This window comes from Roseobacter sp. TSBP12, from assembly GCF_009129705.1.
GTDB classification, from domain to species: domain Bacteria; phylum Pseudomonadota; class Alphaproteobacteria; order Rhodobacterales; family Rhodobacteraceae; genus Celeribacter; species Celeribacter baekdonensis_A.
On record NZ_PYIB01000088.1, the window covers coordinates 1 to 21,634 of the forward strand.

The window sequence follows — 21,634 nt, forward strand, 5'->3', positions numbered from 1 at the left end:
CGGCCCGCACGGGGGCACGTGCAGGCCGGACCATCATGGATGGGGTGTGAGGCCCCATCCAATCTCTTGAATGAGAGGGCCTCTTAGAACGAGTAAACGTAGGACATCCCGATGACCCAAGGGTCGATTTCGGCTTTGCCAATTTTTGCACCATCGAGTTTGACATCGCTGTCGATGTCAATCCAGCGCACATCGGTCCGGAACGCGCCGTGATCGCTCATTTTGTAGTCAAAACCCGCATGAAGCGCGACGCCCCAAGAATCGCTGAGGTCCAAATCATGGCCTGCGATTGCGCCTTTGGCAGTTTCATCGAAAAACGCAGTGTAGTTGAGGCCAACGCCGACAAAGGGCGAGAACTGTTCGCCACCGTTGAAGTGGTACTGCACTGAGATGACGGGCGGCAGGTGTTTGGTCGAGCCAATGCGACCCAAGCCGGAGGCATCAATGTCATGCATGAAAGGTACGGCGCCGAGCACTTCGATGCCAATGTTATTGGCGACGAAATACTCAAATGTAAGGGTCGGGCGGACGCTGTCCCCAATATCAAGCGTATTGGCCCCGCCCAAAATGGTGCCATTGTCTGATTTTGGCACCACGCCGCCAAGGCCGAAGCCCAGAGACATGGTCCCCGCCTCTTGCGCGGTTGCGCCGGACAGTCCGGCGAGGGTCAGGGCGAGGGCGGTGGCAAAAAGTGTCGTCGTTTTCTTGGTGTGTCCTAATGTCGTAACGTCGCGCGTGTGACGGACGCTCTGCCTCGGCCGGGGCAAGAGCTTTGATTTGCATCAAATAGACGGGGGCTGCGTCAATCTGTCGGAGGAGGGGGCGTGTGTGGCGCAACAAGTCACTCTTGCGAAGCGCGCCTTGCCTTAGGCGCGATTCCACGTCAGGAAAGGCCATGTCTTTTCGCTCTTATATGGATGATGCGTTCATCGAGGCGGCTTTGGCCGAGGCCCGCGGTGAGGTGCCTGTGGGTGCGGTCGTGGTGTCGCCGCAGGGCGAGATCGTCGGGCGCGGTGGCAACCAAACCCGCGCCGACAATGATCCGACGGCCCATGCCGAGATCGTTGCCATCCGCGCCGCCTGCGCCAAGCTGGGCCAAGAGCGTCTTCCGGGCTATGATCTTTATGTGACGTTGGAACCTTGCCCAATGTGCGCGGCAGCGATGTCAAACGCGCGGATTGCACGGTTGTATTACGGCGCAGAAGACCCGAAATCCGGCGGTGTCGCCCATGGCGCGCGGGTGTTTTCGCACGCCCAATGCCACCACGCCCCCGAGGTCTATGACGGCATCGCGGCCGATCGGGCCGAAGCCATGCTCAAGGCGTTTTTTGCCTCCCGGCGTTAAACCGCGCCCGCCCCATCTCAAAAAATCTGTGTCTGGCGTAGGAGCACCGGTTGGGTGCCGTAATAAGGGTATCGACGTTCTCAAAGGAGAGACAGATGCGACCTTATTATCTCTTGGCCTGCTGAATGCAAAAGAATTGGCACGCGTCGCTGATTTTATGGCCAAGGCCCAGGGTTCGGTCAGAAGACGGAACCGACAGTCGCATTCTGCTCATTTTTAACACTCAAAAGGAAATCACCATGAAGCCTTTCACCTATGCCCTCGCTTTGATGCTGCCTTTGACCTTGGCTGCCCCCGGATTTGCCCAAAATGTCACCGTGACCACCGGAAAGGGCGGTACCATGACCAAGAACCGCAGCTGTATGGTGGACGGGCAAATGGTCATTTGCGACACCATGACCACAGGGACCACCGCAGGGGGGCAAACTGTCTCACGCAACCGTCAGCGCACGGTGGAACAGGGCGGTTCGACCACCACAGTGACCGGGACCGGACCGAGTGGCGAAAGCAACACGCGCACCCGCACGCTTTTGATCACGCGCTAAGGCCTTGTCTCAGCCCGCCCGCGTGGGGTGGGGCGCTAAACTGTGAACAGAGAGCCGGATAAGCGGTGTGTATATGATGACGTGCGAGTGACCCAGAAGACCGGCCCCCAACAAGCTGGACCCGTTTCAAAGGGCCCCGAAGACCAAGCCCAACTGCGGGCAGATGCAAAGGCGGCCATGGCCGCAATGGCCCGGGGCGAACGCGCGGGGTTGGCCCGGTTGATTGCGCTCTATGGTACGGGCATCCGTCGCTATGCCGCACAAATGTTGAGCGTCAGTTCAGAGGCCGAAGTTGTGGCACAGGAGGTGTTTTTGCGGGCGTGGACACGGGCGCACAGCTATGATCCCGACAAGGGGGCCGTGTCATCCTGGTTGTATCGCATCACGGTCAACCTGTGCATTGACCACAACCGACGCTGCGGGTTTCGTCGTTTTGTTGGTCTGGACGCGGCACCGGAGTTTGAAGATGAGATGCCCGGCGTCGAGGCGCAATTGGACGGGCGGCAAAGGCTGGCTCTGGCCCATGCCGCGATCAAGGCGTTGCCCGCGCGGCAACGTCAGGCGATTTTGCTCAAGGTGGCTGGTGCATTGAGCACCGTGGAAATTGCCGAAGCGCTGGGCACCAGCGCGGGGGCAACCGAGCAATTGCTCATACGCGCGCGTGCGGCATTACGGGCGCACATGGATTTGGAGGATGGATGATGACGGATCGACAGACGGTGAAACAGGACGGGAGTGACATGTCAGACGGGGAGTTTGATCGCCAGTTGGGCGCGCTGCTCTCCACCCCCGGCGATGCAGACACCGCCATTCTGTCGCGCGCGGTTCTAAGCCAATTGGCAAAAAACAGCACCTCGGCCTCTGCGCCTTTGGGGGCGGTCCTGTCCGAACCCTTGCCTTGGGGCGCCGGGTTCCTCGGGCTTTTGCTCATCGGCGGTGTGTTTGGCTATTTGGGCTCAACTTGGATTGCGGGTGACGGGCTTTTGACGCTGCTCACACTGGGCGATCCCTTGGCCCTGCTTGGAGGATTTTGATGTCACAGGCTGTGTTGCAAAAACGACGGATCGCTTGGGGGCGGGTGAGTTTGATCGCGATCTTGTGCGTTTCACTTTTGGGCAATGCCGTGGTCATCGGAGCCGTGCTGCGGGCGCATCAACTCAGAGTGGCGGTGTTGGGCGATATGGATATGCGCACGGCCTCCTATCCGCCCGACATTCGCAAAGCCTTGCGCAAAGACATCATGGCGCACAGCGACACGCTTGGCCCCGCGCTTCAGGCCGCAATGGCCGCCCGCGCAGAGGTGATAGCCACCAGCACCACAGAGCCGTTTGATCGCGCGGCGACAGAGGCTGCGATGGCGGCGTTTCGGGTCAAATTGGACGCGGTACTCGATCTCACCCAGGGCGTGGTGCTTGGGGTGATGGAAGAGCGCGCCTCTGAGGGTTGAGGTGCGCCCTCTTGTCTTTGGCGCGGGGATCGGGTAGGCAGGGCACGCGGGGGTTTGGCCCCTGCGCCATCCCAAATCCTTGAAATCACGCCCGTTTTCGGGGCCATCCGCATGGGTTGGCCCTTGCGGGTCTCTGCGCGAGTGCCTGATGATCGAAACCACCCTGTTGCGCCATGAACGGCATCTGAAAAACCTTGCCCTGCTGCTGGGCGTCGCCTCGACGATTGCCATCGTGCAAAACTGGTATCCGCTGAACCTGTTTCTGTCGTTGCCGTTTTGCCTTATTTGGCTGGCGATGGGATGGTTGCATTCCGAGCGGCAGTTGAAATGGATCAACATCCTGTTTGCCGCATTTTACGTTTACGGCATTGGGCGCTATCTGGTGCTCGGGGCGTAGCCGCCATTAAATCTCGATGGCGACAAGCACCTCTGGGACTTGGACCACGCCCTCGTCCAGAGCGTAGACCAGCGGATCACAACTCTGCGCCAAAAGCGGGAATGTGCCCCAGTGGCACGGGATCACCGTTTTGAAATCAAAGAATTTTTGACAGGCATAGGCGGCGCGGGTCATGTCCATCGTGTAATGGCCCCCGGCGCAGAGAATGCCGATGTCGGGCTGATGCAGATCGGCAAACCACGCCATATCGGCCATGAGATCGGTGTCGCCAGAGACATAGATCGTGTGGCCTTCGCCCGAGATCATAAAGCCCGCCGGGTCGCCCGCATATCGCGGTGCGCCGTCTTTGAAATCAATTGAGGAAGAATGCACCGCGTTCACCATCGTGACCCGCACCGCCGCGTCGCCTTCGCCCAAGGTGCCTTCACCCAAGGTGATCGTGCCGCCCTTGCCAAAGCCCGTGACCTGCGCGCCTTCGGCTCCCAGAATGAGCGACAGTTCATGGATGCAATAGATCATCGCATCCGTGTCGCGTGCCACGGGCAGGGTGGTCGAGGCGTGATCGCCATGGCCGTGGGTGAGAAAGATCGCCGTGGCCCCTGTGGTGGCCTCCGCCGCGCGCTCCTCTGGGAAGGAGGGATTGCCCGCAAGCCACGGATCAATGAGCAAAACCTGATCCGCGATTTCGATGCGAAAACCGGAATGTCCAAGCCAAGTGATTTTCATGCGCCCTCTCCTATATAGTCCTCAAACGTAGCTCAGAAAAAGCTAGCACAGGAGCAGGAGAAATCACATGTGGACAGAGCAATTCGATGGCTATTGTGAGCGGGTGGATTTCACATTTTGGTCAGAGCCCGTCAATGCGCTGACCAATTTGGCCTTTGTGCTGGCGGCGCTTTACGTCTGGCCACGCACCCGTGATGTCCCCTTGGCGCGGGCGATGACGGTGGTCCTGACGTTGATCGGGGTTGGGTCCTTTGCCTTTCACACCACCGCGACACGCTGGGGGGCACTGGCCGACACCGCACCGATCCTGGGTTTTATTCTGCTGTATATTTTCGCGGCCACGCGGGATTTCTTTGGGCTAGAGCGGTGGAAAAGCGTGCTCGTGACCCTGTTGTTTTTCCCCTTTGCCGCTGCGACTATGCCACTGTTTGCCAAGCTCGGGCTTGGATCGTCCTCGGCCTATGCGCCCGTGCCGATGTTGATCTTCATCTACGCTTATCTTCTAAAGGACAAAGCCCGCAAAACCGCGCGCGGCTTGGCGGTGGGGGCGGGGCTGTTGTGCCTCTCCATCGGCTGTCGCATGTTGGATGATCCGATCTGCGCCCTCTGGCCGATGGGCACGCATTTCCTCTGGCATCTGCTCAATGCCGTGGTTCTGGCGCATATGATCGCGGTCTACGCCAACCATATAGGGGTGAAGGAGGCTTGAAGGCCGCGCGCCTGCGCGATAAAGCCATGTCAAAAGCCCTGTGCCAACAGAATAGACGGAGCCCAACCATGTCCATTGACATCGACACCGCACGCCGGGTCGCCAAACTCGCCCGTATCCGGGTCGAGGAAGACGCACTTCCCGCACTGGCCGAAGAGTTCAACGCTGTGCTTGGCTTTATCGAGCAACTCTCCGAAGTGGATGTCGAGGGCGTCGAGCCGATGACCTCGGTCACGCCGCAGCGCCTCAAGCGCCGGGTCGATGAGGTCACCGATGGCAATATGCAGGCGAGCATCCTGAAAAACGCGCCCGATGCGCGCGAAGGCTTTTTTGCGGTTCCGAAGGTGGTGGAATAATGTCTGATCTCAATAAACTCACCCTGTCCGAGGCCCGTGACGGTCTGCGCAAAGGCGATTTCACCTCGGTTGAGGTGACCGAAACCTGTTTGTCCGCGATTGCCGCCTCCGGCGCGCTCAACGCCTTTGTGCACAACACGCCCGAAATCGCGATGGAACAGGCCAAAGCGGCCGATGCCCGGATCGCGTCCGGCGAGGCCCCTGCGATGTGTGGCCTGCCGATCGGGATCAAAGACCTCTTTGCCACCAAAGGCGTCGACACCCAAGCCGGGTCGCGCATCCTGGAAGGCTTCAAACCCGAATATGAGAGCACCATCACCACCAAGCTGTTTGACGCGGGTGCGGTGATGTTGGGCAAGCTCAACATGGACGAATTCGCCATGGGGTCGTCGAATGAAACCTCTGTGTACGGCAATGCGGTCAACCCGTGGCGCCGTGGCAATGAGGACACCCAGCTTACGCCGGGCGGCTCCTCTGGTGGCTCTGCGGCGGCTGTGGCGGCGGACCTGTGTTTGGCCGCAACCGGCACAGACACCGGCGGGTCGATCCGCCAACCGGCGGCTTTCACCGGCATTGTCGGGATCAAACCGACCTACGGGCGCTGTTCACGTTGGGGCGTGGTGGCCTTTGCCTCCTCCTTGGACCAGGCCGGGCCGATGACCAAAACCACCCGCGATGCGGCGATCATGTTGGAAGCCATGTGCGGCCATGATGCGAAGGACAGCACCTCCGCCGATCTGGCCGTGCCGAATTTTGAGGCCATGCTGACCGGCGACATCAAGGGCAAGAAAATCGGTATCCCGAAAGAATACCGCATGGAGGGGATGCCTGAAGAGATCTCCAAACTCTGGGACGACGGTGCAGACATGCTGCGCGCGGCGGGGGCTGAGGTCGTCGAGATTTCGCTGCCCCACACCAAATACGCGCTGCCCGCCTATTATGTGATCGCGCCCGCTGAAGCCTCGTCCAACCTCGCGCGCTATGATGGGGTGCGTTATGGCCACCGCGCCAAATTGGCGGCGGGTGACGGCATCGACGACATGTATGAAAAGACCCGTGCCGAAGGTTTTGGCCACGAGGTTCAGCGCCGGGTGATGGTCGGCACCTATGTGCTCTCGGCTGGGTTCTATGACGCCTATTACAACCGCGCCCGCAAAGTCCGCACCTTGATCAAAAAGGATTTCGAGGACGTGTTTGCGGCCGGCATTGATGCGATCCTGACCCCCGCGACACCGTCGGCGGCCTTTGGTCTGGGTGAAATGTCGGACAGCGATCCGATCCAGATGTATCTCAATGACGTCTTCACCGTGACCGTCAACCTGGCGGGTCTGCCGGGGGTTTCGGTGCCTGCGGGTCTGTCGGCCAAGGGGCTGCCGTTGGGGCTGCAACTCATCGGGCGCCGTGGGAAGAGGGTGATCTGCTGAATATCGCCCATTCGCTTGAGACGGCTGTGGGCTTTGTTTCCAAGCCGGAAAAATGGTGGTAAGGGACGCCGAACTGACCTCATCCTTGGAGCTTGCCGCCCATGCGCCGCGCCTCTTACGCCTTGATTTCTTTGATTGCCCTTGCGGCTTGCGAAACCCCCGTGCCGGACAGCGGCTCCGGCGTGGGCTTTGGCTCCTATGCGGATTATCAGGCCCAACGTGAGGCCGAGTTGATTGCCAATGGCGATGGGCGGGGTCAAAACGCGGGCGTAAGCACGAATGCAACCACAGGTCTCGACACTCAGGCGATTTCGGCGGAAGCCACCGCAGCGATTGATGCGGCGGAAAACACCGCCGCACCTGTGGGTCCCGCGCCCAAAGCGGTGACCAACGCCATCGGGATTTCTTCGGAAAACAATTTCGATGCGGTTGCCTCCGAGCGGTCGATCGAAGAAGACGCCGCCCGCGTCGCGGCCAACAAAGATTCCTATGTGACCATTCAGCCGACTGCCGTGCCGACCCGCCCAACCAAGGATGCGGCCACAATTGTTGAGTTCGCCTTGTCGACCACCAATCGCGTCGGTGAAGCGCTGTATTCGCGGCTGATCCCCGGCGCGCAGACCCGTGCGGCGCGCGCCTGTGCCAAATACCCGTCGCCCGATCTGGCACAGGAAGATTTCCTCAACAGTGGCGGGCCGGAACGCAACGCCAAAGGGCTTGATCCCGATGGCGATGGCTTTGCCTGTAGCTGGGACCCTGCGCCGTTCCGTTTGGCCGCCAGCGCCCGCTGACTTGTCTGATGTGCTAAATATCGTTGATCATCCGTCGCCCAATTTTGGCGAACGGCGCGGCGGTGTGCGCCCGGATATGGTGGTGTTGCATTACACCGCCATGACCTCCGCCGATGCCGCGTTGGAGCGGCTCTGTTGCCCGGATCACGAGGTCTCCGCCCATTACCTGATTGATGGACGGGGCGTAATTTTGCGCCTCGTTGATGAAGAAAACCGGGCTTGGCACGCGGGGGCGGGGCAATGGGGCCGCGTCACGGATGTGAATTCTCATTCCATCGGGATCGAACTGGCCAACCCCGGCACTGTCCCCTTTGCCGCGGATCAAATGGATGCGTTGGAGCGGCTTTTGACCGACATCATCGAGCGTTGGTTCATGGCGCCCGAACGGGTCATTGCCCATTCCGACATGGCACCCTCGCGCAAAATCGACCCCGGCCCACGTTTTGATTGGCGCAGATTGGCGCTTGGCGGCCTGTCGGTCTGGCCACAGGTTACGCTGGATTTTGAGGCCCGTGAGGATGAGTTTTTGCAAGGTCTCGCGGCGTTTGGCTATCCAGACGCCCCGATCGAGGCGCTGTTGCCGGCCTTTCGCGCCCGCTTTCGTCCCAATCATCACGGCCCCCTTGATGCCATAGATATGGCCATGGCGCATGATCTGGCGACACGCTTTCCCGTTGACCCGGACGACTGGCTCGCCTAAGTCGCTCAGATACGCGGATGGCTGGATAATCGCGGGCTGGGGGCGATCCCTGGCGCGAGGAAAGTCCGGACTCCATCAAGCAACGGTGCCGGGTAACGCCCGGCGGGGGCAACCCTAGGGACAGCGCCACAGAGAACAGACAGCCCTCTCATACGGGGGTCATGGTGAAACGGTGGGGTAAGAGCCCACCGCGGGACTGGCAACAGAACCGGCACGGCAAGCCCCACCGGGAGCAATGCCAAATAGGGACGTCGCGCGGGGACTGTGTGCTTTGCATACCGCCCGCAGGGATGCTTGAGCCCGAGACGTCCGGGTTGGCAGCTTGAGCCTGTTGGTAACAGCAGGCCTAGAGGAATGGTTATCCACGGCGGGTCCGCCCGCTGAGACAGAATCCGGCTTATAGGCCGTCCGCGTATATTTCTTTCATCCATTTTAAATGGGTCATAGCCGACATTGGCGCTCAACGCAGCTAAAGGCAGGAACGAGCCCATCGTAGCTGATGCTGCGTTGTGTAGAAATGTCGGCTATCAGGGCGATTAAACCGCACAGAAAGAAGGTCAGTTGGAATGAGCATTGGCAAGGTTCTTCTTAGTATATTTGCGGTGACTATAACCGTTTTCATCTTGCTCGTGCTCTTTGCCCTCGGCGGTACAAAAGTGGTTTCAGAAGGCTCATACGGTCCTTTCACAATTGGCGAAGATAAGTCGCAGTCAGCAGCTACTCTCGAGCGACTTGGCATGTGGCCCCCAGAGCCGCGTCCGTTCCACGATACGCTGCTTGAAGCCCCGGATATGGCTGAACTTCAGCGCAACTTCTCGGAAGACGACAGTATTGTCGTGTGGTTTGGCCAAGCATTCGGGGTACCTATGCGCTTGGAGTTTGTCGACGATACTCTGGACCGGTCTTGGCCGATTTTCGAACCCAAAACGTGGTCAAATCCGAACCCCAGATATGACGAAATCGATGCCGCCATGTTGGCTTTTCAAGATCAAATCACCATCGGCATGTCTCGAAACGACGTCTATAAGCGGATAGCTGGCAACGAAACCGGGCTGAAGGCATATGTCTCGACCCACGTAGCCCGCGCGGACACCTTCGACACGCAATCCTACGAGCGAAGGCTCGTCGATTCTTCCTACTCTGATTTCGTGCGCGACACTTCTGGTTGGAGATTCACCGGGCTTCATCATCTTGTGTGGTACAGCAGCTTTGTCACTCCGTATTACAGTCGCGTCAGCCTCTTCTTTGAGAATAATCGTCTACAACGAATAGAGCATTTTCACGGGCCAACAGAGTTGCCATGACCGCGGACAGACGCGTTAGTCAGAAATCAAAAGCGGCCATCGGTGTGGAAATGAAGAACGGCAGCTTCGTCCCGCTGAGTTGAACTCCGTGCAAGCTGTTGCGAAGGTCCGACATCCCCGAGCAGAGTTGAGATAAGGCAGCGGGATTATGATCTTAAATTTAAGATTACATGATAGCAAAACACTTTAGAAACTGATTTCCAAATAGACCAAGGCCCTCAGGTGTGAGTGCCGTCCACTGGGTATTCACGCGCAAAACTCCAGTTGTTGAGGGAGATGGCGGCATTCTCCCCGTTGGCACAAAGGATTTTTGCGCGCAGTATGGGTTTGAGAGAAATCTATAAGGGAGTGTCCCAATGAGTTTTGTACGGACTTTGACAACTTTGGCGATCGGCTTTGCCGCGGCGAAAGGCGTGGAGAAAGTGAAAAAGATGGGCGGGATGGACGGCGTGCGCGAAGCCATGCGTCAATCCGGCAATCCCGGCAGTGTCGCCGATCAAATGGGTCAGATGGCGGAGAAATTCGGCTTTCCGGGCGGGGCAGAGGCTGTCCGCGGCATGATGGGCAAATTTGGCAACCAAGCCGCCGATATGTCGGAGGCGACCGAAGCCGGGCTTGGGTCATTGTTCTCGGCGATGAGCGGGGCGGCCGCCTCGGGCGCGGCGTCGATGACCGACATGTTTGCCTCGGTGGCACAGGGGACGCCGGTCGGCGCGGCGTCCGAGGAAAACGCCAAGCTGATGATCCGGGCGATGATCATGGCGGCCAAGGCGGATGGCGAAATTGACGCCGAAGAGCGCACTAAAATTCTGGATCAACTCAAAGACGCCTCTGACGAAGAAATCGCCTTTGTGCAGGCCGAATTGGACGCGCCTGTCGATCCGATGGCGCTGGCCAAAGATGCGGGCACCTCTGCGGCGGCTCAGGTCTATGCCGCGGCCCTGATGGCGATTTCGGTCGATACCGATGCGGAAAAGACGTTTTTGATGGGTCTGGCGCAATCCTTGATGATGGACCCGGCGAAACAGGCGGAAATCCATCAGTCGATGGGCAAGCCGGTTTTGTAAGCTGCGATTTCGAGGCGAAAAGGGCGGCTTTCGGGTCGCCCTTTTGGGGGCTGGTGGACGTCAGGTGATTTTGACCTCCACGTGGCAAGCTGAGCTGAAATGGGAGGTCGGACGGTGGGACGAGATGCGGCGGCTGGATCAAAGGTGCCCGCACTCCCATTATTTTTGAAGTAGACGATATACCTCGACCTCGCGCCCGCAGGTTGGGTCAATGATTCTTCGGTCAAAAACCATGCCGAGCTTTTGCATGATGCGCGCCGACGCTCCGTTCCCGACTTGGTAAATGCTCACAATGTCCGTGATGCCCAATTCATTCACGCCGAATGCGAGGGCGGCCAATGCGGCTTCGGTTGCGTAACCTTTCCCCCAGCTTGACTTGGAAAACCTCCAGCCAATTTCAACGGACGGCAGGACTTCCGGTAAAAAAACCGGCCAAGACAAGCCCGTAAATCCAATCAAATCATCGGTCTGCTTGGATTCAACTGCAAACAACCCGAAGCCTCGCTCGGACCACTCTCTCTCAAACGACCTAATGTATCGCGCCGCATCGTCTGGGGTTCGGGTTGAGCCATTTCCAATGTAACGCATGACCTCAGGGTCGCCGCAGATTGCCGCGAAGGGCGCGTGATCCTCAGGCTTCCAGCCTCTGAGTAGCAGTCGCTCGGTGTCAATCTCGTGCCGTGTCATGCCATGCTTTTAGCACATCGGCTGACGACAGCAATGTGTGCGTAGAAAGCCTCTACCCGGACCGCAATGACGGTCCGGCTTGAATGATGTCGAGCCCAATATGCGCGGCGCGGTGTCGGCGCTCTCAGGCCGCCGCCATCTGCGCAGACCGGCTTTCTTGCCGCAGCAAATAGAACGACGCCGACAGGATCATCAGCGACCCGATCCACATCGATCCCGGCGGCACAAAGCCAAAGGCGGCCACGCCCAATGCCACATTGAGCGGCAATTTGAGGTGATCGAACGGCTGGAGATAGGCAGCGTCGGCGATGGAATAGGCCTTGGCAATCGCATATTGCGCCAGGGCGGTCAAAACCCCCGCCAACAACACGATCCCGCCCGATAGGCCAAGATCAAGCGCGATCCCGTCGCCCAAAGCGAGGCCGAAATTCACCGGTGTCAGCAAGAGCAGCAGGTAGACGGTGAGGCTTTCGGGCGTCTCGGTCCGGGTCATGCGTTTGGTCAACAATGAGGTCAGCGCCCAAAATGCCGCAGCGCCCACCGGGTAGAGCGCGTAGATCGAAAATCGTTCGGACCAGGGCGCGAGGATGATCATCCCGCCCAGAAACCCAAGCGTGACGGCAAACCAGCGCGCCAATGTGGTCTCTTCGCGCAAGATCAGCCCCGCGCCCAAGGTGACAAAAAACGGTGAGAGCATGATCAAGGCGATGGCCTGCCAGATCGGCACATGCGCCAGCCCTGCGATCCAAAGCTGAACCCCGATGGTGGCCGCCGCCACCCGCATCAAATGTGACCACAGGCTGTTGGTGGCCATGGCGCGCAGCCCGTGACGGATCACCCATGGGGCGGAAAACAGGAAGGCGATGAAATATTGCCAAAACGCCAGTCGCGCGGAGGGCACGCCCTGCATCATCGTGACATATTGGGTGAGGGCGTTGATCACGGCGAACAAAGCGCCGGCGGCGATCATCAAAAGGGCACCGGCGCGCGCGGGGCCGAGCGTGGCCCAAAGGCCGGAGGGGGAACGAGTCATGTGGCGTGTCCTTTCTGTTACCGCACATAACTCAAGGCACAGAAGGACATGGGGGCAGGGGGCAACCCCATCCCGCATCCAACTCTCTTTCATCCGGACTATACCGTCGGCCCCGGATTCACACCGGGTCTGCTGTCCCAGGGTGCCTGTGAAGGTGCCCGTGGCGCTCGCGGGCTTACATCAGCGCCTGCGCGCCTTTGGTTACCGCCGGTGGGGAATTTCACCCCGCCCTGAGAGGTTTTGCGGTCCCAATGACCGCGACGCGTAAGCTATGCACTGCGCGGCATCGGCGCAAGTGTCAGACGTGCAGGGGCATTGTGCGAGAAAAGGAATGGACGGCACATGTGGTTTTTTGGCAAAACCCGACCGAACACCATTGACTCGGGGCCGCAAGGGCTTAAAAGGCGGGCTTCAAGGATTCCACGGGTCGGCCCGGACGCCCCCGTTGCATGAGATAACTGGAGTATTCAAAATGGCGAAGCCGACGACGATCAAAATCCGTCTCAACTCGACCGCGGACACGGGCCACTTTTACGTGACCAAAAAGAATGCCCGCACCATGACCGAAAAGATGGTCGTAAAAAAATACGACCCGGTCGCGCGTAAGCACGTCGAGTACAAAGAAGGCAAAATCAAGTAAGCCCTTCCGAAGACACCGAAATGCAAAACCCGCGCGACCCGAGAGACGGTCACGCGGGTTTTCTTTTTTACTATCCCCCGCCTGACTGCCTCACCCCCTGATCCCCAGAGATCCCCATAGAGAGACCTCGGGAGATCACCGTTCGCCGCCAAGCGCGGCCCACAGGAGAGGCCTGAGAGATGTTAGAGTGTGATCCATTAGATGAGAGACCAACGAGCCTGAGCGAAGCTTTGGCGGTGATGGATCGGCGGCCTGAGCTGCCACCCTTTGTGATGCGCCAGGCGATGCCGGCGGACACGATGCAGATTGACGATTTGTTCCGCGCCTCTTACGGCGAGTTGCTCAGAGCCGACTATTCCGAAGCGATTTTGGCAAAGGTTTTGCCGCCCCTCTTGGTGACCTCGCCGCGGCTTTTGAACAGCGGTACGTTCTTTGTCGCTGAAACCGGCGGCGGCGATTTGATTGCGGCGGGGGGATGGACCCAGGCCAGCCCCTTTGGCGGTGTGGGCCCGCGCGAGATCGGCCATATGCGGCGCGTGGCGGTGCATCCCGATTATGTCCGGCGTGGGGTTGGCAGTGTGGTCTTGGATCATGTTCTGGCCAATGCACAGCGCACGGGCGTGACACGGATGTGTTGCCTCTCTACCCTGACGGCCCAGCCGTTTTATGAGGCGCATGGCTTTGCCATGTCTGGTGATGTCGATCTGATGCTGCGGCCCGGCGTGGCCCTGCCAGCGGTACAGATGGCGCGGGAGTTGAGCGCGTAAGGTTACATGCTTGGAGACATAAAAAGGGCCGGTCACAGTGACCGGCCCTTGGCATTTCAAATTCGTCTGCAGATCAGTCGCGGTTGCCCAAAAATTGCAGCAGGAACATGAACAGGTTGATGAAGTCGAGGTAGAGGTTCAGCGCGCCCATGATGGCCGATTTCGCCAACCACTCACCGTCCATCGCATGCGCATGAGCGATATAGTCGGTTTTGATTTTCTGCGTGTCATAGGCGGTCAGGCCCGCAAAGATCAAAACACCAATGCCAGAAATCGCGAACTCAAGCCCGGAAGATTTGAGGAAGATGTTCACAACAGAGGCGATCAAAAGGCCGATCACCCCCATGATGAGGAACGATCCCCAAGCCGAGATGTCTTTTTTGGTGGTGTAACCCCAAAGCGACAGACCGGCAAAGGCTGCGGAGGTCACAAGGAACGTCTGCGCGATAGAGGCGCCGGTGAAGACCAGAAAGATCGAGCTGAGCGACAAGCCCATCAACGCGGCATAGGCGTAGAAATAGGTTTGGGTCGCGGCGGCAGACAAGCGTGACACCACGGCACCAAAGCCAAACACCATCGCCAGCGGCGCAAACATCACCACCCATTTCAAGGGCGTTGCGTAAAGCGCATAGCCAAGGCTGGTGAGATATTCGCCATCTTTCACCATATATTCGGTCGGGGTGGCGCTCACCGCGAGGTTGGACAGCGCCCAAGCGGCCAAAGCGGTGACCAAAAGGCCCACCGACATGGTGCCGTAAACTTTGTTCATATGGGTGCGAAGACCCGCGTCCACCTCAGCAGAGCGGGCACCTGCGCCTGCGTGGACCGTTCTGTAGTCAGCCATGGACTGTACTCCTGTGCGTCAAAATCACTACGCCCCGAAAAATTCGGGATTTCCTCTCTGATATTGGCAGTTTGGGAGGAGATTTCAAGCACATGCGGATCACAAACCGCGTGTTTCTTTTTGGCCCCTATTAATATGTGTCGTGAGGCGAAAAAAATCAAAAAAACCGCGACACTTTTAGATGTCGCGGTTCAAATGGGGGTGGGGCAGGGGCGCTGGCCCGGAGTCTGGCCTGTTTGTCGCATGATCGAACGGCTGTTCAGCGCATCCAATGGCGTGGCGCATCCCAAAGCGGACGCTCTGCCTCGCGCAGGGCCTCAAAACGGGTCAGGCCAATGTCGTCGAGCAAAGCATCATCCAATTGTGCCAAGCTGCGGCGTTGTTTTGAGAGGGCCATGGCAGCGCGCAGGCGAGAGAAAAAGGACGGTGCGCGGCGTGCGCCCGTGGTGCAGGTCGGGGCCAGAGTTTGAGCTTTCGCGAACATCGTCAATCCTTTCTAAATGGTGAACTATGGTGGCTGTGGAATCATTTTCCTTGATCTGTATCGCCGATCATGATCAACAAATAAAATGAATGCTTGTTGCGAAATAGATCACAGGAATTGATATGGCCCGTAATCTCGACATCACCGCCCTGCGCTCCTTTGTCGCCGTTGCCGATTGTGGTGGCGTGACCCGTGCGGCAGGCTATCTCAATCTGACGCAATCGGCAGTGTCGATGCAGCTCAAGCGGTTGGAGGAAAGCCTCGATTCCCATTTGTTGGATCGTTCGGCCCGCACCATCGCGCTGACCGCTTCGGGTGAACAGCTTTTGTCCTATGCGCGGCGAATGTTGGAACTCAATGATGAGGTCTATGGCCGTCTCACTGCGCAGGAATACGAGGGCGAGATCGTCCTCGGCGTGCCCCATGATATTGTCTACCCGTCGATTCCACAGGTGTTGCAACAGTTTCACGCCAATTTTCCGCGGATGCGGGTCAATCTTGTCTCCTCCTACACGCTCAAACTGAAAGAGATGTTTGCGCGCGGCGAGGCGGATTTGATCATGACCACCGAAGACGGGTTGGATGCGGGCGGCGAAACCATTGCCGAACTGCCTTTGGTCTGGATCGGGGCGATTGGTGGCAGCGCTTGGCGGCAACGGCCGCTGCGTCTGGCGTTTGAGCATAAATGCGTGTTCCGCAAAGGCGTCCAGGAAGCGCTGGATCGGGCGGGCATTCCGTGGGAAATGGGCATTGAAAGCGATCAAACCCGCACGATCGAGGCCTCCGTGTCGGCCGATCTTGCGGTGCACGCGATTTTAGAAGGCTCGACCCCGCCGCAGACGGAGCCGATTCATCATGGCGGGGCACTGCCGGAATTGGCCCATAAAAAGATCAACCTCTACGCCTCTGATCTGATGAAGGGCGAGGCGGAGACCACCCTGCGCGATTTGATCCGCAACGCCTATAGCTACCGCACCGGGGCGCGGCTCGCGGCACAGTGAATGGGTTTTGCGCCTCAGGGCGTGACAATCACCTTGCCCGTGGCCTGACGGGATCGGATCAGATCCATCGCGTCGTCCACCTGTGAGAGCGGCAGGCGATTTGAAATATGCGGCGTGATCTCGCCGCGCGCCGCCCAGTCGAACAACTGACTCAGCGAGGCCAAAAACGGCTCGGGTTTAAAGCCCAAATAGGCGCCCCAGTAAAAGCCAATCACCGTGATGTTTTTCACCAGCATATGATTGGGTTTGATCTGGGGCAGTCCGCCGCCGGCAAACCCGATCAACAAAATGCGCCCATCCGGGTTGGTGGCGCGAAAGCAGGCCTCATACAAGTCCCCGCCGACCGCGTCATAGACCACATCGGCACCGCCAAGCGCCTTGATCTGGTCGCGGATGTCGTCCGCCTCTGCGTCGATCAGGTAATCCGCCCCGGCCTTTTGTGCGACGGCCAATTTATCGGCCCCGCGCGCAATGGCGATCACCTCCGCGCCCATCCGTTTGCCAATTTCCACCGCGGTTAAACCCACGCCCCCCGCCGCCCCGGTGACGACCAACCGCTCGCCGGGCATAAGCCGCGCCTTATAGCTGAGTGCCATATGCGACGTGCCATAGGCGATTTGCAGGGCGGCGGCGGCGTCATAGCCGAGGCCGTCAGGGATCGGCACACAGCGTGAGGCGGCGAAATTGCCATAGGTCGCCAGACCACCCTGACCGGAAAACACCGCCACGCGCTGACCGATTTTGAGCGCTGTGACGTCCTTGCCAAGCGCCACCACCTCACCGGCCAACTCTAACCCGAGGGTAAAGGGCGGTGTCGGCGTGTCCTGGTAGGTGCCTGTGCACATCAACGTGTCGGCAAAATTGAGGGCGCTTGCGTGGATTTTGACCTGAACTTGATCTGCGTCAGGAGGCTCCAGCGGCATCTCCTTGAGTTCGGGCGGTCGATCAAATGCGGTAACGCGGTATGCTTTGGTTGTCTGTGTCATGTCGCGATTTTGGCCTGCCCGGCGTGGCCTGTCTATGCGATTCAGCGCCTGTACGAGTCACATTTGCCCCTTTTTACAGGGCGGATACAGTGCAAGATGAGGTCTGTGAGGCGGGAGGCGCGATTTGCAAAATGCAACAAGTGATCAAAAAACACGCGCAGGTTTAGTAAGTGTCTTGCTGACAATTATCTGATTTAGCGATATTTTACCAAGGTGCTTAGTTGTATATCTTTTATAATCAGTGACTTAGTCTGTATGTTTTCAATCCTATCCAAAAAGACAGGTTGAGCGAAAGGCTCAAGCCTAAGAAACGTGCTATACACGCATAGGTTATTGCGCGCAGCACGAACAAGGAGCGGTTAGTATGAAACATCCCGTGGACGTCCACGTGGGCAAGCGGATTCGCCATCGTCGTTGGATGGTTGGTATGACGCAGCAACAGCTTGCAGAAAAAGTTGGGATCAAATTCCAGCAAATTCAAAAATACGAAACTGGCATGAACCGTGTCTCCGCATCCCGTTTGTGGGATATCGCGGAATCTCTTGGGGTTCCGGTCGCGTTTTTCTTTGATGGCATGGAGGCACATGTGCGCGATATGAAAGACGCCGTCGCCGCACAAGACGCTGTTCCCGCCGATATTCTGGCCGACAAAGAGGCGCTTGAACTGGTACGCTCTTATTATGCGATCCCAGAAAACCAACGTCGCCGTTTGTTTGAACTGGCGCGGGTCCTGTCCGACGTTGCCTAAGCTTTGATCTGCGCAAAGCCAGGCGCACACGAAGCGGTGTGTGTGGCCTTCCTCTCAGCCCCCCAAATGATCGGCCCCCTTGCCTGAATGGCAATTGGGGCCGTTTCTTTTACGCCTCATCCTTTGGCATCTGCGCGGGTCTTTCTTTGTGCGCCGTATTTTGGCCTCGCCGTCGCTTGACCTGACAGGGCCAAGCGGCTACCGCCAAGATCAAAGCCGCTGCAAATGTCCATACCAATGGCCATGCCAAGGAGAAGATGATGAGCGATGTCACAGCCAAATCGGAACAGGGTCTGAGCGAGACAGATCGCACAGAGATCATCGCCACAGCCCATGCCGCAGCCGGGGTGGCACGAGAGGTGACGCTTCAATATTTTCGTGGCACGGCTCTGGACACCACCTCCAAAAAAGACGCGGGCTTTGATCCGGTGACCGTGGCCGACCGCGGTTCGGAACAGGCAATGCGCGCGGTGATCGAGGCACGCCGCCCGCAAGACGGAATCTTGGGCGAAGAATTCGGTCCCAAAGCGGGCACATCCGGGCTGACCTGGGTCTTGGATCCAATTGATGGCACGCGCGGGTTTATTTCCGGCACACCGACCTGGGGCGTGTTGATCGCGCTGCGCGATGCCGATCAGGCGCTGTTTGGCATCATTGATCAGCCCTATATCGGCGAGCGGTTCGTGGGCGGGTTTGGCCACTCTGAAATGACCGGCCCGCATGGCACAGGGGCTTTGGGCGTGCGCAGCGGTGTGGCGCTTGGTGATGCTGTGATTTTCTCGACCTTCCCCGAAGTTGGTTCCGAGATCGAAGGCCGCGCCTTTCACGATCTTGCCGGGCGCTGCAAACTCACCCGCTACGGCATGGATTGCTACGCCTATGCGCTTTTGGCCGCGGGTCAGATTGATCTGGTGGTCGAGGCCGGGTTGCAATCCTATGACATTCTTGCGCCATTGGCGGTGATCGAAGCGGCAGGGGGCATTGTCACCGATTGGCAGGGCGGTCCGGTGCTTGAGGGCGGGCGGGTTTTGGCCGCGGCCAGCAAAGAGTTGCATGAGGCGGCTTTGGCGGTACTGTCGACCTATTGACCCATATGTGAGGCTCCAAATGCACCGCTGTTTTCTGATCCGCAATGTCGATGTCATTCTCACCATGGATGACGGGCGACAGGAGATCAAAGGCGGCGATATTTTGGTCCGCGATGGTGTGATCGAAGCGGTTGGGCAGGGGCTTTATGACGATGATGCCCAAATCGTCGATGGCCGGGGCTGTCTGGTCACGCCGGGGCTGATCAACACCCACCATCACCTTTACCAAACCCTGACCCGCGCCGTGCCCGCTGCGCAGGACGCGCTGTTGTTTGGCTGGCTCAAAACGCTCTATCCGATCTGGGCTAGGTTCGGACCTGACCATATGCGGGTTTCGGCCATGGTCGGTCTGGCGGAATTGGCACTTTCGGGCTGTTCCACCACCTCCGACCACCTCTATCTCTATCCCAACGGTGCGCGGCTCGACGATACGATTGACGCCGCAAAGGCCATCGGCCTGCGGCTTCACGCCACGCGCGGGGGCATGTCGATTGGCGAAAGTGCCGGGGGATTGCCGCCCGACAGTTTGGTCGAGCGCGAAGAGGATATTCTCAGCGATTGCATCCGCGTCATTGACGCCTTTCACGATCCAAATCCCGGTGCGATGATCCGGGTTGGCGTGGCTCCTTGTTCGCCTTTTTCGGTGTCGCGCGACTTGATGCGCGATGCGGCGATTTTGGCGCGGGACAAGGGCGTGATGATGCACACGCATCTGGCCGAAAATGACGAAGACATTGCCTATTCTCTGGAAAAATTCGGCTGTCGCCCCGGCCAATATGCCGAAGATCTCGGCTGGACTGGCCCGGATGTGTGGCACGCCCATTGCGTCAAATTGGATGTGAGCGAGATCGAACTTTTCGCCAAAACCGGCACCGGCGTCGCCCATTGCCCCTGTTCCAATTGCCGGCTTGGGTCTGGCGTGGCCCCGGTGCGCGCCATGCGCGATGCGGGGGTGAATGTGGACTTGGTGTTGATGGCTCGGCGTCCAATGACATCGGCAATCTGGTGGCTGAAGCACGCATGGCGATGTTGTTGCAACGTGTCACCTATGGCGCCGATAAGATGAGCCCGCGCGAGGCCTTGGAAATTGCCACACGTGGCGGGGCCAAGGTTTTGGGCCGCGATGACATTGGCCAAATCGTGCCCGGGATGCGTGCCGATATTGCGATCTGGGATATGTCTGACGTCGAAGCTGCGGGCAGTTGGGACCCGGCGGCGCTGTTGCTGGCCGGGCCGATGGTGGTGAAACATCTGTTTGTGGAAGGGCGGCATGTGGTGTCGGACAGTTGGGTCACCACGATCAACACGGAGACGACGCTTGCATCACAGGCGCGGCTTTTGAAGGGGTTGATGGACGGGTGACGACACCTGTAAGAGACGAGGGAGCGAGACCATGAAGCAACGGACAACCGCCTGTGCCATCGCGGCGGCCTTGATGTTAACGGCCTGCGGCCCAGAAACCGGTGCGGGATTCGATCAAATCACCCCCGTTCAGAGCGAAAACGCCACGTCAAACACCCTGCGCGGGCGTGTCGTGACCGGGGCTGAGGTGGTCAGCCTGATCAACGCCGAACGCACCAGACACGGGCGCGCGGCCCTGACCCTCAATGCCAAGCTGGCGGTGGCCGCACAGCGACATGCCGATGATCTTGTGGCGCAAAACTACTTTTCCCACACGGGCAAAAACGGGTCCACTGTGGGCGATCGTGTGACGGCGGTGGGGTATCGCCATTGCCTCGTGGCCGAAAACCTCTCGGCGCAGTACCCGACGATCCAACAGGCGGTCATGGGGTGGATGGCCTCCCCCGGGCATCGAAAAAACATCCTGCTCAAACAGGCGCAGAGCGTCGGTGTTGGCGTCAGCGACAACATGACCATCGTTGCCGTGTTTGCGAGAGGATGTTGACCGCCGTTGCATGATACCGTTCAAACCCTAATCAAATTGCACATGAATGTTGAGTATGCGCCGAAAATCCGCCCTTAAACCGTCACTTTTCCCATGGAAAAAGGCGACGGTTTCTAAGGGAAGAGCGATGATGAGCCTTATTCGCGGTTTGATCGTGTTTGCGATTGCTGTTGGCGGGTTGGGCGGTCCGGCCCATGCGGCGGATGTGCGCCCGATGCCAAAAGCGACGGTGACGATTGCGGTGGAACAACCAAAGGAGACCGCCCGCGCGCTGATTGCAGCGATCAATGCCCAAAGACGAGCGCGTGGGTTGACCAAGCTGAAGGTGAACACAGCGTTGACCCATGCTGCCCAAGCCCATGCGGACGATCTGATCCGGCGCAACTATTTCGGCCACACGTCGCCTGAGGGGCTTGGGCCGCGCGAGCGCGTGTTGCGGGCCGGGTATCAAAGCTGTCTGGCCGGAGAAACCCTTTCCTACAGTTGGAAAACCGTCGAACAGGCCATGGCCGCATGGATGACGTCCGACGGCCATCGCCGCATTGTTTTGAACACCCAAGTCAAAGACATCGGCATTGGCATCGGGCCAAACAATTTGTTCGTCGCAGTGTTTGCCAAGGGCTGCCGCTGAGGCCCAAA

The 21,634-nt window shown here is 58.8% G+C and carries 26 protein-coding genes, 1 other RNA gene, 2 pseudogenes and 1 riboswitch; of the genes and pseudogenes, 22 read left to right on the forward strand and 7 right to left on the reverse strand.

The genetic code is table 11. From position 1 onward, the window contains the following. Positions 1-83 precede the first annotated feature (83 nt). Positions 84-671 carry an OmpW/AlkL family protein gene (locus tag C8029_RS20985; protein WP_152003706.1) on the reverse strand — a complete coding sequence of 196 codons (588 nt, stop codon included), beginning with the start codon at positions 669-671 and terminating at the stop codon, positions 84-86. A gap of 224 nt (positions 672-895) precedes the next feature. Between C8029_RS20985 and C8029_RS20990 the strand changes: the two genes are divergently transcribed. The 6 genes from C8029_RS20990 to C8029_RS21015 all read left to right on the forward strand — a co-directional run bounded on the left by C8029_RS20990 (position 896) and on the right by C8029_RS21015 (position 3,734). Continuing rightward, the gene (locus C8029_RS20990) at positions 896-1,345 is read left to right on the forward strand and encodes a nucleoside deaminase (RefSeq protein WP_152003657.1); all 450 of its coding nucleotides are present in this window, start codon (positions 896-898) and stop codon (positions 1,343-1,345) included. A gap of 239 nt (positions 1,346-1,584) precedes the next feature. After that, the gene (locus C8029_RS20995; RefSeq protein ID WP_009572881.1) at positions 1,585-1,890 is read left to right on the forward strand and encodes a hypothetical protein; all 306 of its coding nucleotides are present in this window, start codon (positions 1,585-1,587) and stop codon (positions 1,888-1,890) included. Positions 1,891-1,977: 87 nt separating this feature from the next. Continuing rightward, positions 1,978-2,592 (forward strand): RNA polymerase sigma factor, encoded by a 615-nt coding sequence (locus C8029_RS21000; RefSeq protein ID WP_152003658.1) that lies wholly within the window; start codon positions 1,978-1,980, stop codon positions 2,590-2,592. After that, entirely contained in the window at positions 2,589-2,924 is a 336-nt protein-coding gene (locus tag C8029_RS21005; protein ID WP_193217707.1) for a hypothetical protein, read from the forward strand. Before C8029_RS21000 ends, C8029_RS21005 begins: the two co-directional genes overlap by 4 nt. Continuing rightward, a complete protein-coding gene (locus C8029_RS21010) occupies positions 2,924-3,337 on the forward strand; it encodes a periplasmic heavy metal sensor (RefSeq protein ID WP_009572878.1) in 414 nt (137 codons plus the stop codon). Before C8029_RS21005 ends, C8029_RS21010 begins: the two co-directional genes overlap by 1 nt. Positions 3,338-3,485: 148 nt before the next feature. After that, positions 3,486-3,734, forward strand: coding sequence for a hypothetical protein (locus C8029_RS21015; RefSeq protein WP_009572877.1), 249 nt, complete (start codon positions 3,486-3,488; stop codon positions 3,732-3,734). A 6-nt stretch (positions 3,735-3,740) separates the two neighbouring features. Here C8029_RS21015 and C8029_RS21020 read toward each other — a convergent pair whose 3' ends face one another. Next, positions 3,741-4,460, reverse strand: a complete 720-nt coding sequence (locus C8029_RS21020) for a metal-dependent hydrolase (RefSeq protein ID WP_009572876.1) — start codon at positions 4,458-4,460, stop codon at positions 3,741-3,743. A 67-nt stretch (positions 4,461-4,527) separates the two neighbouring features. Between C8029_RS21020 and C8029_RS21025 the strand changes: the two genes are divergently transcribed. The 8 genes and pseudogenes from C8029_RS21025 to C8029_RS21060 all read left to right on the forward strand — a co-directional run bounded on the left by C8029_RS21025 (position 4,528) and on the right by C8029_RS21060 (position 10,811). Further along, complete coding sequence (locus C8029_RS21025; protein ID WP_152003659.1) at positions 4,528-5,169, forward strand: ceramidase domain-containing protein; 642 nt, start codon at positions 4,528-4,530, stop codon at positions 5,167-5,169. Between the two features lie 68 nt (positions 5,170-5,237). Further along, positions 5,238-5,525, forward strand: a complete 288-nt coding sequence (gatC, locus tag C8029_RS21030) for an Asp-tRNA(Asn)/Glu-tRNA(Gln) amidotransferase subunit GatC (protein ID WP_009572874.1) — start codon at positions 5,238-5,240, stop codon at positions 5,523-5,525. Beyond that, positions 5,525-7,011, forward strand: a pseudogene (gene gatA, locus C8029_RS21035) (Asp-tRNA(Asn)/Glu-tRNA(Gln) amidotransferase subunit GatA). The gene gatC and the pseudogene gatA overlap by 1 nt, the downstream one beginning before the upstream one ends. A 39-nt stretch (positions 7,012-7,050) precedes the next feature. After that, the gene (locus C8029_RS21040; RefSeq protein WP_009572872.1) at positions 7,051-7,740 is read left to right on the forward strand and encodes a hypothetical protein; all 690 of its coding nucleotides are present in this window, start codon (positions 7,051-7,053) and stop codon (positions 7,738-7,740) included. Positions 7,741-7,816: 76 nt separating this feature from the next. After that, positions 7,817-8,440: an N-acetylmuramoyl-L-alanine amidase gene (locus C8029_RS21045; RefSeq protein ID WP_051130640.1), complete on the forward strand. Its 624-nt coding sequence runs from the start codon at positions 7,817-7,819 to the stop codon at positions 8,438-8,440. A 13-nt stretch (positions 8,441-8,453) separates the two neighbouring features. Further along, positions 8,454-8,856: RNase P RNA component class A (rnpB, locus tag C8029_RS21050), an RNA gene on the forward strand. Positions 8,857-9,006: 150 nt separating this feature from the next. Continuing rightward, positions 9,007-9,744 carry a hypothetical protein gene (locus C8029_RS21055; RefSeq protein ID WP_009572870.1) on the forward strand — a complete coding sequence of 246 codons (738 nt, stop codon included), beginning with the start codon at positions 9,007-9,009 and terminating at the stop codon, positions 9,742-9,744. 356 nt (positions 9,745-10,100) lie between these two features. Beyond that, positions 10,101-10,811 (forward strand): DUF533 domain-containing protein, encoded by a 711-nt coding sequence (locus C8029_RS21060; RefSeq protein ID WP_152003660.1) that lies wholly within the window; start codon positions 10,101-10,103, stop codon positions 10,809-10,811. A 159-nt stretch (positions 10,812-10,970) separates the two neighbouring features. Here C8029_RS21060 and C8029_RS21065 read toward each other — a convergent pair whose 3' ends face one another. Beyond that, positions 10,971-11,498, reverse strand: a complete 528-nt coding sequence (locus C8029_RS21065) for a GNAT family N-acetyltransferase (protein WP_152003661.1) — start codon at positions 11,496-11,498, stop codon at positions 10,971-10,973. A 124-nt stretch (positions 11,499-11,622) separates the two neighbouring features. Next, entirely contained in the window at positions 11,623-12,531 is a 909-nt protein-coding gene (locus tag C8029_RS21070; protein ID WP_152003662.1) for a DMT family transporter, read from the reverse strand. A gap of 77 nt (positions 12,532-12,608) precedes the next feature. Beyond that, a riboswitch (FMN riboswitch) is annotated at positions 12,609-12,773 on the reverse strand. Positions 12,774-13,003: 230 nt separating this feature from the next. Between C8029_RS21070 and rpmG the strand changes: the two genes are divergently transcribed. Both rpmG and C8029_RS21080 read left to right on the forward strand, forming a co-directional pair. Then, the gene (gene rpmG, locus C8029_RS21075) at positions 13,004-13,171 is read left to right on the forward strand and encodes a 50S ribosomal protein L33 (RefSeq protein WP_009572866.1); all 168 of its coding nucleotides are present in this window, start codon (positions 13,004-13,006) and stop codon (positions 13,169-13,171) included. Between the two features lie 179 nt (positions 13,172-13,350). Further along, positions 13,351-13,938 (forward strand): GNAT family N-acetyltransferase, encoded by a 588-nt coding sequence (locus tag C8029_RS21080; RefSeq protein WP_081583729.1) that lies wholly within the window; start codon positions 13,351-13,353, stop codon positions 13,936-13,938. A gap of 73 nt (positions 13,939-14,011) precedes the next feature. Here C8029_RS21080 and C8029_RS21085 read toward each other — a convergent pair whose 3' ends face one another. Continuing rightward, positions 14,012-14,782: a Bax inhibitor-1/YccA family protein gene (locus tag C8029_RS21085; RefSeq protein WP_009572864.1), complete on the reverse strand. Its 771-nt coding sequence runs from the start codon at positions 14,780-14,782 to the stop codon at positions 14,012-14,014. A gap of 259 nt (positions 14,783-15,041) precedes the next feature. Continuing rightward, positions 15,042-15,266 (reverse strand): DUF1127 domain-containing protein, encoded by a 225-nt coding sequence (locus tag C8029_RS21090; RefSeq protein ID WP_009572863.1) that lies wholly within the window; start codon positions 15,264-15,266, stop codon positions 15,042-15,044. 122 nt (positions 15,267-15,388) lie between these two features. On the opposite strand from C8029_RS21090, the gene C8029_RS21095 reads away from it, so the two are divergent. Next, positions 15,389-16,267 carry a LysR family transcriptional regulator gene (locus C8029_RS21095; RefSeq protein ID WP_009572862.1) on the forward strand — a complete coding sequence of 293 codons (879 nt, stop codon included), beginning with the start codon at positions 15,389-15,391 and terminating at the stop codon, positions 16,265-16,267. A gap of 14 nt (positions 16,268-16,281) precedes the next feature. On the opposite strand, the gene C8029_RS21100 is transcribed toward C8029_RS21095, so the two are convergent. After that, positions 16,282-17,253, reverse strand: coding sequence for an NADPH:quinone oxidoreductase family protein (locus C8029_RS21100; RefSeq protein ID WP_152003663.1), 972 nt, complete (start codon positions 17,251-17,253; stop codon positions 16,282-16,284). Between the two features lie 364 nt (positions 17,254-17,617). Here C8029_RS21100 and C8029_RS21105 point away from each other — a divergent pair, with 364 nt between their 5' ends. The 5 genes and pseudogenes from C8029_RS21105 (at position 17,618) to C8029_RS21125 (ending at position 21,626) form a co-directional block, all read left to right on the forward strand. Next, positions 17,618-18,001, forward strand: a complete 384-nt coding sequence (locus tag C8029_RS21105) for a helix-turn-helix domain-containing protein (protein ID WP_009572860.1) — start codon at positions 17,618-17,620, stop codon at positions 17,999-18,001. A 260-nt stretch (positions 18,002-18,261) separates the two neighbouring features. Next, the gene (locus C8029_RS21110; protein ID WP_152003664.1) at positions 18,262-19,089 is read left to right on the forward strand and encodes an inositol monophosphatase family protein; all 828 of its coding nucleotides are present in this window, start codon (positions 18,262-18,264) and stop codon (positions 19,087-19,089) included. 19 nt (positions 19,090-19,108) lie between these two features. After that, positions 19,109-20,451 (forward strand): annotated as a pseudogene (locus tag C8029_RS21115) (8-oxoguanine deaminase). 31 nt (positions 20,452-20,482) lie between these two features. After that, complete coding sequence (locus tag C8029_RS21120) at positions 20,483-20,995, forward strand: CAP domain-containing protein (protein WP_152003665.1); 513 nt, start codon at positions 20,483-20,485, stop codon at positions 20,993-20,995. 130 nt (positions 20,996-21,125) lie between these two features. Further along, positions 21,126-21,626 (forward strand): CAP domain-containing protein, encoded by a 501-nt coding sequence (locus tag C8029_RS21125; protein ID WP_193217708.1) that lies wholly within the window; start codon positions 21,126-21,128, stop codon positions 21,624-21,626. Positions 21,627-21,634: the final 8 nt, after the last annotated feature.